The sequence below is a fragment of the Pseudomonas orientalis genome (assembly GCF_002934065.1).
GTDB lineage: Bacteria > Pseudomonadota > Gammaproteobacteria > Pseudomonadales > Pseudomonadaceae > Aquipseudomonas > Aquipseudomonas orientalis_A.
Window position 1 is genome coordinate 1,227,331 of record NZ_CP018049.1, and the last position, 13,866, is coordinate 1,241,196.

At 60.7% G+C, this 13,866-nt stretch carries 4 protein-coding genes; 1 reads left to right on the plus strand and 3 read right to left on the minus strand.

Annotated features, from left to right (window positions below; genetic code table 11):
- Positions 1-39: 39 nt before the first annotated feature.
- Positions 40-4,677, plus strand: coding sequence for a hypothetical protein (locus BOP93_RS05445; RefSeq protein ID WP_104501823.1), 4,638 nt, complete (start codon positions 40-42; stop codon positions 4,675-4,677).
- Here BOP93_RS05445 and BOP93_RS05450 read toward each other — a convergent pair.
- The 3 genes from BOP93_RS05450 to BOP93_RS05460 all read right to left on the minus strand — a co-directional run bounded on the left by BOP93_RS05450 (position 4,664) and on the right by BOP93_RS05460 (position 13,812).
- Positions 4,664-7,756: a transglycosylase domain-containing protein gene (locus tag BOP93_RS05450; protein ID WP_104501824.1), complete on the minus strand. Its 3,093-nt coding sequence runs from the start codon at positions 7,754-7,756 to the stop codon at positions 4,664-4,666. The two genes, BOP93_RS05445 and BOP93_RS05450, sit on opposite strands and share 14 nt — an antisense overlap.
- 313 nt (positions 7,757-8,069) lie before the next feature.
- Positions 8,070-8,588, minus strand: coding sequence for an ecotin family protein (locus BOP93_RS27280; protein ID WP_157943446.1), 519 nt, complete (start codon positions 8,586-8,588; stop codon positions 8,070-8,072).
- Between the two features lie 187 nt (positions 8,589-8,775).
- Positions 8,776-13,812, minus strand: coding sequence for a hypothetical protein (locus BOP93_RS05460; protein ID WP_157943447.1), 5,037 nt, complete (start codon positions 13,810-13,812; stop codon positions 8,776-8,778).
- Positions 13,813-13,866 lie beyond the last annotated feature (54 nt).

Here is a 13,866-nt window from a genome sequence, read left to right on the forward strand (position 1 = left end):
TGTAGCGTCGATGGCTCTATCACACCGAGAAACCCTGTCATGCCCTCGACCCAGCCTCGCCCCGCTTCCCTGCGCCAAACCCATATTGACCAAATCGAGACCCTGTTTCGCGATCCACCGTCATTGCTCACCGTGGCGCAAGAGGCTGCCCAAGCCTATCTGGACCAGCATTTTGCGACGCAACAGTGGATGGCCGGCCTGATCCACATCGCCACACCCACCGCTGGCAGCACCGCTGCATTGCCGTCCTGCACTTACCAGCCTTTGCCCGAATTACTGGTGCAACGCCTGGCCAGTGCCAGGCCGACATTGCTGGTCGAGCAGTATCAGGTCGTGGTCCGGCGGGTTCGCGAGGTGTTTGCGCCGAGTGGGCCGACCCTGGCTGAGCTGGAGAAATTGATCAATGAGTGCGGCGCCGTGCTGCTGAAGTCTTTTTCCAATCGTTTACAAACATGGTGGCGTGAGCTTCTTACGAAAAACAGGAGCCGTTGGGGGGATCTGTCCGACCACCTGCTGGCGTTGCTCTACGACTCACCGAAACCCCCTGGCATGGACGAAAAACGTTTCACTGCGCTGTTCCCCAAGACCTTGTTACGCCCGGTGCGGCCGACCGCTTCATGGAGCCTGCATGGCGGCCCGTTGCGGATGCAGACCGTGCACCTGCAAGGGGCCGATCAAACGCAGATGTTGCCGCTGCTGGTCCTCAACCATGCTTCGACTACCTTGCTGTTCAGCCCTGCGAGCGGTATGCACGTGCTCAACAGACTGGACGACATCGGCGCTTTGTTGCCGGCTTACACCAGCCCGGTGCTGACGGGGGCGGCTGACCAGTGGTTCGTCGTGGAGGCTCAAGGCGACCCGTTCGATGCCTTGGCGTCGAGTTACCTGGCACGCCAACTGCTGGAGATCGATAGCATCCCGCGCACGGTGCGGCGTACGCCGCAGGCGTGCCAAGCGTTGCTCGATTACATCGTTGATCCCAGGCGTTGGTTTATCTGTGAACTGAGCGCGCCCCAGCAGCGTTTGCGCCAGGCCATGCCAGGGTGGCTGAGCCAGGCTAGCCCTGGGGACAGCATTGCCTACGCCCAGTTGTTGCAGCAGTGGGTGTTGGCCCGGCATGAAAGCGGGGCTGCGCATTTTCTTGAGGGTATCGAGTCGATTACCCAGTACGCCGACCGCCAGTTACAGCAGTGCCTGAGGAGGCAACCGGGTGCGAAGAACCTTGAGCCGGGTGACGTTTCGCTGACCTTTGATCGAGTGGTCGCGGCAGCCGTGCCGGTGCCTGGCGGGTTCATTGCCGGGGAGGTGGACCCTGTCACGCTGACGATGACCGAGCTGGCCCTGGAGAACCTCGCCGGCTTCCCGCACACCGCCAAGCGCATCACGCTCAACGACGCAGAGGCACCGACCTGGCTGACGTACGACCTGATCAAGTGCTGTGTGGACGAGGCGGATGTGGGACAAACCTATCCTGCCCTGCTGAAAAAAACACTGATCGACGACACGGCTGGGGCCGCCCGCCGCCGGCAGCAGTTCAGCCGGCAACTGCGAGTGCAACTGCCGATGTTGGCCCTGGAATCGAAGATCAAAGGCGAGCACGGTGTGACGTGGAGCGGTTTTCAGCGGGTACTCGCGGCCTTGCAGGCGAGTGTCGCCGAACGCAAGGCCAATGGGCAGGCGGTCGCGCTGTGGCCGTTGGCGTTCAAGGCTTCGGTGCAGGCCGCAGCGGATGTGGTCGCCAACATGTTCATTATCGGGCCGCAACAGGGGCAACTCGGCCCGCACCTGTTGTACCGGCCACTATTCAGCCCGATGCTGCTGGAATATGAATCGCTGGAGGCTCTGTTTACGGCGATCAAGACCCCAGGTGCCCTGCAGGACAATGTGTTGACCTGGCTTGCGCCTGCGCGTCAGGCGATCTATGCCAACAATGGTTTTAATGAGCCGCATATTCGCCGCTTTCTACCGGGCGATGAGTTCAGCGTGTATGAGGCGCCGGCACCGGCACAGCTGAGCAAACAGGTGGTCACCACCGACCCGGCGGAGCAGGTGTTCAACGCCACGACCCAGGCACTGATAGCCCTGGCGGACCGCCAGTCGGTGTCGAACGCCGAGCGGCGTTGGGCCAACTTGAAGCAGGCTGGTTGGCTGTTGTTGGGGACTGTGCTGCCATTACTCAACGGGCCGTTGATGCTGGGGGGCTGGCTGGCTCAGTTGGTTGACAGCGCGCAGCGCGATGTCCGAGGGCTGCAGAGTGACGACGGGCAAACGAGGAGTGCAGCCCTCACCGACCTGCTGGTGAACCTGATGGCGATTGTGGCGCATCAGGCCACGCCCCAGGATGCCCAACAGCATTTGGCGCTGGAGCACCCGGTGTTTGCACCTTTGGCGCGTGTCGAACCCGTGCAACGGGCTGTGCCGCTCAAGCCTGTTCCCCCGCCGGCGACGTTCTACACGCCCACCCGCTGGGCCAATGCCCGCGACGTGCTGACCCCGCAACAGCGGGCGTTGATCCAGCCGTTGCGCCTGAAGACCTTCCCCACGCCCTGGCCGGTTGCCCTGGCCAACGCCGAGCCCAGTGGTGCTGCCCAGGGCTTGTTGCGTGATACCACCCATGTGCCGCCGCAATGGCAGGCGTTGGTTCGCGGGGCGCTGTACCGGGTGCAAATCAATCAAGGCGTGGTGCGGGTGGTCAGCGCTGATGGCGCCACCCTTGGGCCTTGGCTCAGGCCTCTGGGCCAGGGACGGTGGGACTTTGACTTGAGACTGCGGTTTCCGGGCGGTAATCCCGACGAGGTGATTGCGCATGACCCGCAAGCGCAGCAGGCTGCCCACTCAGCGCTTGAGGCCGAATATGCAAAAACGCAGGCGGACCGCACCCGGGCGGACACCGCGATGCACCTGGCACACACGTTGGCGACCCGGCCCGCCGGGCAAATCACTGACCCGCAACGTACCCAGGCGTGGGAGCGCTATGGTCGGGAAATGAGCAACAAGTTCCAGCATGCACAGCGCGAGTTGCAACTGCTCAAGCGTCTGCGGGAATTGGCCCCTCGCCCTGGTTATGAGGAAGAACTTTGCAACGTGTTGGCGTCAGTGATTCTGACCGCACAGTTATTGGATACGCAGTCTAGACGGCACGTAGTGGACTGCAATGCCAGGCTCAGGCCGCTGCTGGACCGGCTGAGCGAGGAAACCCCGGAAGAGGCCGCATCGGATATCAACCGTCAGGACCATGCCAAGCTGGGCACCCTCATGCGTGAGTTGGCGGCCGTGCAGGAAAAGGGCATCCGCTGGCGAACCCTGGAGGCCGGGTATCTGGATGAATTGAGCCGTGTTCCCCGACTAGGTCGGGACAAGGTCCAAGAGCTGACGCTGGCCGGGCGCCCTTTGATACAGGATCTGCAAGTCTTGCAACTGACGACCTTGTGGGGAATTTCCATCGATGTTGCGGGACCTGAGCTCAGCGATGATTTCTTCGACGCTGTCAACGAAGCCATCAAGCGTGCGCGCCGTGCCACTCGCTCTCTGGCGGACTTGCAACAGCTGCAGGCGACGCCGGCAGAACGCATTGAACTGCTGAAGAATATTGACCATGTCTATGCGCAAGTCGACGATCAGATTGAGTTCTGGCGTGCCATGGAGCCGGAAAAATTCGACTTGGAGTACCTGCAAAAACTTCAGGAGCTGCTTGCCAGCCTGCACCAACAGATCGAAAGAGAACTGGCGAGCCTCTTGCAACCTGAACCCCGGACAGAGCGGCCTACTGCATCGGTCCCAGTGCCCCAAGGCACCCGGCGTAAAAGAATTATCCGTACACGTAATCACGATATGTATGTGGTACAGATCAATGAAGCCACGTCATTGGCGCCCGTCACCGCAGAGCTGCATGAGGCTGACGGCGAGCTGATCGGCACGTTTACCGAGGCCCGGGACGGAGTTTGGGAACCGGTGATGCCGACGCCAAAGCCTGATGCGCAGCTTGGTAGCTTGCTGAAAAAAGGTCAGGCACTGCTGGATGATGAAGGTAGAGCGATCCAGCAGGTGGAGGTGCTGATTGAGCGGGTCAACGATCCGTCTTCCCTGGAGTACCTGCTCGAGGCGCAGGCCAATACCCGCCGCTGGACCGCTGAGGCGATTGACCGCAGGCGCCAGGGTATGGAAACCGTTCGACTGGTGGCTGTGCAGCAAGCCAAGGCACTGGCGATGGCCCGCGACCTGCGGCTGGCCGAGGCCCGACTGAAGGCTGCGGGGTTGGCGGCACGGATTAAAGCGACCCGGCTGCGGCCCCGCACTCAGGACCACGTCGACTTTCTTAAGCGCCACAATGAAGTGCTCATTTACCGCAAGGGGCAGCGCGTACTGCTCAAGGACACGGTTGATGATTACCTGCAGGTGTATATGGTCGTTGACGCGAGGAATACCGCCCGGGTTTTGTGCTACGCCCACTTCCACTATAAAACGGCCCAGGGGCCGGATGATCATTATGTGGGCGATCCCCACCTCAAGAGCCCCGAGCAGGAACGCTTGGGGCGCCAGGCCCAGGCCCGGGTCGAGGCCGAGGCGTTCACCCGTATGCGCAGTGGCCAGACCGGGCGTGTGCGCCAGACTCTGGAAATTGACCGGGATAAGATTACGCGGCCTTTTGCCCGACGCCTGTTTTTCAGTGTTGACTAGCCACGGGCTGGCACAGCGTGTGGCTGCCTGGCTTCAGGTACGGCAGCAGAATGGGCGCCATGCCTTTGAGCACCTGCACGGGCAGCGCCGAGGTGAACTTGAAGGTTTGTGCCGAACTGCCCGGGACGAAGGCAGTGAGCGTGCCGAAGTGCCGATCGCCGATATAGAACACAAAGGTGGCGGTGCGGTTGATCGCCTTGGAACTGAGTACCCGGCCGCCGGCGCCGATGGCCTCGATACGGTTGTCACCGGTGCCGGTCTTGCCGCCCATGGCCAGCGCTGTGCCGTCGTCCAGCTTGAAACTGCCGGCCACACGTTTGGCCGTACCGGCATCCACCACTTGGGACAAGGCCCCGCGCAGTGCTCGCGCCACTTCGAGCGGCATCACCCGTTTGCCTTCGGCGCGGTCGTTGATCACTTGGGTGTCATACGGTGTATCAGATGCAAAGTGCAGGCTGTCGATACGCACCACCCGCGCACGCACGCCATCGTTGAGGATGATCCCCATCAATTCCGCGAGCGCCGCCGGGCGATCGCCGGAGCTGCCGATGGCCGTGGCCAGGGAGGGCACCAGATGGTCGAACGGATAACGCACCGCCTGCCAGCGCTGATGAATATCGAGGAAGGCCTGGACCTCGAGCATGGTGCGGATACGACTGTCGCGGGCGGTCTGATGACGGCTCTTGAACAGCCAGCTGTAGACCTCCTGGCGCTCGAACTGGCTGGCTTTGACCACCTCACTGAAGGTTGCCTCGGGATGATTGAGCAGGTAGCCCATCAGCCACAGGTCCAGAGGGTGCACCTTGGCGATATAGCCCTGGTCGGGCAGGTCATAGTTGCCGGGGCCGTAGGCTTTGTAGAGATTTTGCAGGCGCTCATCGGTGAGTTTCCCATTGGTTGTGATGCCGTTCAGGTGCGCACGCACGAACAGGTCGAAGCTGCCCTGGCTGGCGTTGGGCAACAAGTAACGGTGCACGGCGGCCAGGCGGATCGGCGTGGGGCGCAGGCCGTCGAGGAAGGTGTCGAGGCGGTCCTGGGTGTCTTTCTTCTGGTACTTCTTCCAGAACTTGCGCAGGAACGTCGTACCCTCGCGGTCGGCGAAGTCGGCAAGGTATTCCTGGCGGCGCGGGTCACTGTCGTCCTTGAGCAACTCGGCGCTGTTGTTGGCGCCCGCATAGGTGCTGAAACGCACCAAGTCACGCATCAGGCGAATGAACGGCAGGTTGATCGACTCGCGCAGGGCATCGCGCAGGGTCGGGCTGCGGCCGTTGTCTTCGTTGCGAAAATTATGGAAGCGATGCATACCGCCGCCGGTGAAAAACCCTTCGCTGGGGCTGGCCGAGTAAGTGCGGTCGAGGGCGGCGTCGAGCATGTTGGCCAAGGATTTATCCGGTGTCTGGATCAGGTAGTCGACGGCCCAGCGGCTGATGCGGTCCTGTTCGGCGATGTCGACTTTCTTCAGTGCGGCGGTGGTTTGGGCGGCGTACTTGTCGTGCAGTTCGGTAATGATTTGCAGGTAGGTGGTCAGCACTCGCAGCTTGGCCGTGGAGCCTAGCTCGAGTTTGCTGCCTTCGTTGATATCGAAGGGCTGGTCGGTGTTGTCGGTTTGTACACGTACCCGTGAGCCGTCCGGTGTCAGCTCGAACAGGGTGAAGCTGTAACGTACTTGCGCGGTACTGGTTGGGGTCAGCAGGCGATCGCCGAGCAGGCCGACCTGGCGTGCGTAGTCCGGCTCGGCGAGGCGTTTGAGGTAATCGCTGACCTGGGCCTGCAACGGCGCTTGCAGAGTGCTGGTGGCCGAGAGGTCGAGGCGGTCCAGATCGTACAGCGGGCGGTCGAGCAGGGCGGCGAGGCGAGCGCGGGCCATGCTGATGCCTTTGGTCGTCTCGATGGGTTGCACCGTGGGTTGTTGCACCCAGTCGCGATAACTGACCCTGGACGTCAGCGCTGCCTGCAACAGCGCAGGGGCAATTACACCGTTGTGGGCCAGCAGGCGCAGATGGCTGTCGGTGAGTTGAGCCAGCTCTTCACGGCCTTTGGCCAGGTAGTGAGAAGGGCGGCGCTGGGCAATGATCAACGACAACACCTGACGCAGGGCCAGACCTTGCTCGCTGTTCACCGGACCGACCAGCGCCTGGTTGACCTGGTTGAAGTCGGCGCCGTACCACACTCGCAGCCCCTCGGCCAAGCCGTGCACTTCGCCATGGCCGGGCACTGCCGACAGCGGCACGCTGTTGAGGTAGTCACGCAGGATATTCTGCCGCGCCAGTAAGGTTTGTGGCCCATTGCGATAGGCCCGCACGGCGGCAGAAAACATCTGTCGCAGTTTCTCGGTGCCCGACACGGTCAGGCCATCCGGAGAGTGGCGGTATTTTTCCAGCTGCGTGGCCAAGGTGCTGCCGCCGGCACTCTGTCCCGGCAGATGCAGCGCCTTGGCTACTTGCGACCACGCGGCGTTGGCGAAGCGCGGCCAGTCAACGGCAGGGTTGGCCTGGGGTTGAGTGGGGTCGAGCAGTTCGCGGTTTTCAATGAACAGCAGGCTGCCGGTCACCAGAGGCGGAATGGCGTCGAAGCTCTCATACAACTGTTGCGGGTACTTGTACTGGTAAAGCGGCACGGCTCGGCAATCCGTGATGGACAGCCCGGCCTGGATCTTTTCCGCGTAGGGCACGAACAGACCCTTGGCGCTGTAGTCCATCAATTGCGGCGAAAAGCGTGCCTGGGCCTCGATCACATAACCACGCTTGAGCAAGCGCGGCAGGAACGTGCCGAGGTCGCTGTAACCCAGGCGCCGGTCGAACGGGCCGGCGCCTGGATAGGTGATGGCATCGCTGGGGCCGGGTTGTACCTGGTAGGTGAGGGTACGGGCCAGGCGGCTGAGTTCCTTGGCCTGCAGGCGTGAGGTGCGCATCTCTTTGGTGGCGGCAAACCCCAAGGCCACCAGCGCCATCAGCACGATCAACCCGAACAGCCGCCGTACATAACGGTGCCGGGGTTTATTTTTGGGTAAAGGCGCTGGGTCCGGACTGCCTTGTAATTTCGCAACCTTGCTCGATTCGGTTTGCCACAGTGCGCCCATAGTCGATTGACCCCTGCACGCAGATTGATCGGACTTGTCTGAAGCGTAGACGCTGATTGCCGGTGCCATCAGGTTTGTTGCAAGCCTGGCCCCGTTCCAGCAAAGCCTGCGTAACATCATGCCGCTGTGGCTTGCCCAGGCCCGAGTCGAGGCCCATGCGTGGATTCAGACCGGGCGGGTGCGGTAAACCTTGGATATCAAGTGGGCACTTATTTCTCGTGCGTTGGCCAGGCGCTTGTTTTTCAGTGTGGATTGAGGCGCGCAGGCGCAAAGAGGGGCGCATCAAATGCGCCCCTCCCGATTCGGCGGATGTTTACTGTGAGGATTCAGCCGGTGGTTGCGTCGGGTTTTTCTCCTGTACCACGTATTTAATATCAATGTCTTGGTGTGCGTGAATGACTATTGGATTGCTACTGGAGTAGTTCAGTACGTTATTGCGCAGGTACAGCGGATGCCTTCTGCGGGGAAGGGAGGCGCAGGTCAGGCGCGGTCTTAGGTAGGAGCCTGGATGGGGGCTGTCTATTTGGTAGTAGCCTTCGTCAGTCATGCGAAGCTCTCCATCCACTCCGGGCATGACTACGTAGACTGCACAGTCATTGTCCATGAGTACCCTGCCATGGATTACAACGACGAGACTTTCTTCATTGTTGCGTTTATCCAGCCAGAAAATATGTTTTCTATAGGTGGGGGGAACCCATGCATTTTCAGGCCGGTCAGGTAGCTCAGGTGGATTAACGCATGGAGTTATGGGGTTATTGATGGAGGGCGTGGCGTCAAGCGCTGCCAAGACGGCAGTGACTATTTCAGAGATAACGGATTGGGTAATGTCCATGATGTTGCCTTTTCAGTTCGGTTGTTGAACGACCAGGCGATTTAACGACTTCTGTCTCTCCTGCCTCCGGTAATTAATTACGCCTGCGCCCGACACGGTCAGGCCATCGGGAGAGTGGCGGTATTTTCGAGTTGCGTGGCCAGTCTACAGCGGGGTTGGCCTCGGGCCGGTTGGGGGGAAAATGTGTTCATGGCATCGGATATTTAATGCTGGTCTCCAGTATGTTCAGCCAGGTCGGGTCATTGGCCGGTGCCCAGCGACGGCTCACGCCGTCATGGAAAAACACCATCTTGTCCTCCAGGTACCAGACGGTCATTTTTATCTTCAGTTGCCGTATATAGTCCTGCGCCGAACACGTAATGGATGCCCAGGGGTCGCAGATAGACAGGTTCGCCCAGTCGGTGCCCTGGAAATCCAGGGTCTGGGTCAAGCCCGCAGGGACCGTACCCACCACCACAAAGGTATGGCCCCGGCAGCTCCACACATGAGCGACGCCACCATTGGTTCGGATCATTTCACACGCCACATGGGCCATCTGGTCACAATTGCCGGCACCCGTCTTGAGAATGACCTCGGTGTAGTTCGGGTGACCGATCTTGCTGTATTCCCACATCACAACGGGCTCAGCTTCTTGCAGTCGCAGGATTTCAGCCGGGGTCGCCCCAACGACGTTGTTGGATCTCAGGCCGGTTCTATCCACCACTGCCTGGGTGCTGACGTTGGCTTGCTCTGCGAGGTATTTATTGAGCGGGATACCCGTGGTGGACCTGGGTGGCCAGATGTCCAGTTGCACCGGCCGCGAGACCACATTGATATCCAGGCGCCTTCCCTCGTCCGAGGCGTTTAGCAGCAGTTCCCGCTGCTTGATGACCCTCAGGCTGCTGGCCTTTTTGCGGATATTTTCGATTTTTTTCGGCAAAAATCCGCGCCTGCTCAACTGTCGGTACAGGACCTCCAGGGTCGGCAGTGTCACCAGTGGTTGGTCGGGAATCATCCCGCCAGCGCGTAAAAACTGCATTTTGGTGTCGCAATAGGCCCTGATCAGGGCTGTGTCGTCGCCGCCCTGGCTGAAATCCAATTGCTGGAATTGCAAGGTGTCGGGGCCGCCGGGCGTTGCGTTTGCCCGGTAAAAAGCACCGACATCGGCCTCGGCCACCCAGTAAGGCGTTGTCGTGTTGGGTAGGGTGATCTTCAGCGCCCGAAGGGTTCTGCGGTCATTGATGAGGTTCACCAGCCCATCGATTTCCACCACTTGAGTTTTACCGGTGAGCAGGCTGTCCAGGTCGTCTTCGGGCAAGCCGAACTGCGGCTCGTTGTCAATGCGCCTGCCCCTGACCTGCGGTTGGTAGATCAATACTGAGGGTTGGGGTTGAGGGGTCAGCTCGAAGCTGTCGTAGTGCGGGGTGACATCATGCACGTTTCGGTAATAGACCAACTGGCGTTTGTTGCCATCGATCATTGGCGCCGGCTGGATGCGAATATGGTCGAGCGCCTGGACTCGACGTTTATGAATCGAATCCTTAAAGGCGTACAGCCTTTTGGTGAAACAGATGAGGGGCACCCCCGGGCTGCGCTTTGCTCTGCCGACGGGGCAGACCGTATCGAAGTGGTCGGTGAGCCCGGTATGGGCCGCTGAGGTGAGTTCGTCCAGTCGGTCGGGGTGTTTATGGGACAAACGCCAGACGCGGTCTTGGTCCAGCAAGTCGGTCGCGTCGGCGCGTTGAATGAGCAAGGGCGTCGTGTCGAAAAAGGGTTCTACAACGAGCGCCTTGTAGCCGTCGGCGAAGCTGATCGGGGTGACGGCCATCGTGGTGTCCAGTTGCAACCCTTCCAGCGCAGGGCCGTACGGCCTTGCACTGAAGGGGTCAAAGGCATGCCAGGCGTTGGCCCGCCTGATCGCCAGCAGAGGCGAGACCCCCTCAGGGTGCATCAGAACGCCAGACCTGACGTCGGCGCGGTTGATCAGCCGGGCGTAATCCATCGTCGTCCCGTGGGCCAGACGTTGTTGGGCATGACGCAGTGCGCCCGCCAGTGCCCGCTGGCCTGAGTGGTTTAACCTGGCCAGGCCATAGGCCGTCAGGCGCACCACCGATGGCACCGCCTCCAGTGGGTTGAGCAACTCATTGATAAAGGTGGCACTGAGTCTGGTCAGTTGCAGCAGTTTCAAGTAGGCCGGTGCGGGCTTGATCAGGCGGCCCCAGCCGCTGGTCATGAAGCCTTTGGTCGGCATGACCAAGCCAAGCATGTCGAAAAAACAGCCCAGGGTGCCATCGAGCACGCGTTTGATTTCCCCGGAGGCGAGATCATGGCCGCAGGTCCAGAAGGGTATGAAGCCCAGCAGCGCCTCTAACAACTGCTCGCTGTTTTTTTTTCGCTCTTCAAGGGTGGTCAAGCCTTTGGCCTGGGCCACCCAGCTATCGACATCAACGAAAAAGTGGTGATTGACGATGGTGCTCGCCAACGTGAGGTTTCTTGGCGAGTCGAACACCAGCGGACGGGCAGTGGCCGCAAGCCCCGCGAAATGCCAGAGTCGATCCACGATAACGGTGCAATACTTGCCAGGTATGGGTGGGCTGCCTTTGAAGTAGGCGTCCTCATCAATGGCCAGGCGACTGCCCTCATGCAAATACGCGATCGGTCGTGTGCTGTGGGGGGAGCCGGTGGTGACCTTGAGCGGGCGGCCTCCCAGTTCCAGGATGGCAGGAAGGCGGGTGTTTTGTTGCACTTGATTGAGCAGGGGAAACAGTTCGTAGTCATGGAAGCTGTTGCCTGCCGTACAACGCAGGATGAAGCCGAACCGGCCGGTGCGGGCCATTTTTTCTCCGGGCCTTTCGTCGATCTGCGGTTTGCTGGCGGCTTGCCTCACCACGAGCAGTTGTACCGCCCCCTCATGCAAGCGCTTGCGGTCGGCCAGGGGTAACTGCGACAGCAGGTAACTGATCGCTTGGATATACGCCTCTTTGAGTCGTTGCGTGTAAGCACCAGCGGCCTCGCTGAACAGCGCGTTGACATCGCGCAACTGGCCAAAGTCTTTTTTCAGCAGGGTGAGGTCGAGGTCGGGGTCGGTTGAGCGCCATTTATCGTCAATGGGTTGCAGGTGGCCGCTCATATGCAGATCCACCAGAGACTGAGGCTTTACGCCCGTGGTCGGCCTGTGGGAGGGGAGCCGAGAGGGGCCCTGTCCTTCTTGCAGGCATTTTTTCTTTAGCCTGCGGTGGTTGGGGAAGACGCGTTCAAGGTCCGTCAAGGCCAGGCTGCGGCGCGTGATGAGCTTGCTGCGCAAGGTTTCGGCTGCGTCGTGCAACGTCTTTATACGGGCTTTCAGGCGTTCTTTGACGGCGTCGAGTTCATCGGTTCGATAGGTCTGTGCAGGCTGCAGTTCGCCGTGGACGATTGCCCAGTCGATCAGGGTGGCGGTGGCGTAATGCTCGCGCCACAAGCGTTCCTGGTCCGTCGCCGGCTCCTGGATGGCAAGGGCGATGATGTCGCTGAACGCCAGCTGTCGTGTTGACCCGCAGGCGAGCTCTTCTGCCAGCATCACGCCTTGTTTGAACAGCATCCAGGCGTGGGAAGTCATGAAGTACAGCGAATCAGGGATGCCTTGCACCAAAAACTCCGGTGCGACACCAGCCAGCAGCAGGTGTGCGGCCAACCCTGTGGTTTGAGGAGTAGCAACACCGGCCTCAATCAGGTGCAGCTCAAGTGAGCGGCGCAGGTCTGCATAACGATGCCCATGGTAATCGCTGTGGTTCAGGTTCAGGCCGGCGAGGGTGTATCGCGCTTGTGCGGCCTGCGGGTCGAGACTGAGGATCAGCGCGGCAAGAACCAATGCGTCTCGACTGGCGTTGCTGGTCGTTTCACCGGGGGCGTGTCCGAACCAGCCCACGGCGCCGAGCAACGAATCGGCCAGCTTGTGCGCACGGGGAGCGGCAAGCAGTTGTTGCAGTTGTTCATCCGGTGGCCCAGGCGGCAGATCGGCGGCCAGCAGGTTGAACAAGCCGGAGCTGGGTTGTGGGACAAAAGCTGCGCTGATATGGATCACCTTGGCGCGTTGTTCGGTTGAAAGGGTCAGCGCACCCGGTAGTGGCATACCCAGGGCTTCCCAGTAATTGACCTGCTGGGGGCTAGCGAGCCGGGTGGTTTCCAGGCGTTGTCGATACTGGCGCAAGGCGACGTCGGAATGCGCCAGATCACTCACGGGCGGCACCGGCAGCGGTTCGCTGCGCCGCAGTTGCTTGATCAGCTCCCAGGCCGCTTCGCGATTATCCGGCAACGGTAGGTCGTGCAACTTGAGCATTTGCGCGAGGCTGAATTTGCCATCCTGGTGGATGTGCAGGTTCATGGCGCTGGCAAGGGCTTGCAGGCGTTCAAGCCGGCCCTCCAGATGCAGAGCCGACAGTTGCTCATGCCCGATTTCCACAGGCAAGCCCCACGGACCGACACCTTTGATCGACTGTTGAAGGTGGTCGAACTGGTACAGCCCGGGCGTCAACCTATGGCGTTGGGCCAATGCCTGAAACGGTGGGTGTTCGCTGATCTCTTGAAGCAGCGTCGCAGCGGCGTCCATGGAGCCGGCCCAGAACGAGCGTGACTTCAGCCAGAAACGGCCGCGATACAGGCTGTAGAGGCTGAATATTGTTTCATCCAGGTCGTCTGCGCCGATCTGTGCGTGTAGTGCGTCCGCTAAGGTGTGCAGGTCCTGATTCAGCTGCCCAAACGCGTCCGCCAATTCAGATTCGGCGCGCCCCAGTGCGTCGATCAACACGCTGCGCTGGGCGAGCGTGGTCGGCTGAGGGTAGCCATGGAACCGTAGTACCTGACGGGCGCCCAGCAGTAGGTTGTCGGCAGGATAAGGCAGGCCGACCGCATCAGGGTCGATGATCCGGGCGATGGCCAGTATGGGCGGAGCGAGTTGGCGCCAACCGCTGGCACCTTCAAGGGTGAATGCTGTGCCGTTGGCATGCAGTGCCCCGTTACGCACGCTCACGTCAATCGGCTTGAAGCCCTGCTGTTTGGCCCACATGAGGAAAGACGGGCGCTCGAACGCTTTGCGATACAGCAGCAGCCAGCGGCCGAGGGAGCAATGGAGCGGGACCCTGTATGAAGTCGATGGGGTGTGCGGGCCGGCCTTGAGATGCTCGATCAAGGTGTTCAACATTTGCTGGTTGCCATCCTGGCGCAGCGATGGGTTGGGAGGATTGTGCGGGGGTGGGAAGTCTGTCATTTGGAAATGTCTCGTTGGTGATCATCGCCGCTATGCAGGGGGCGCGGTCTTTAA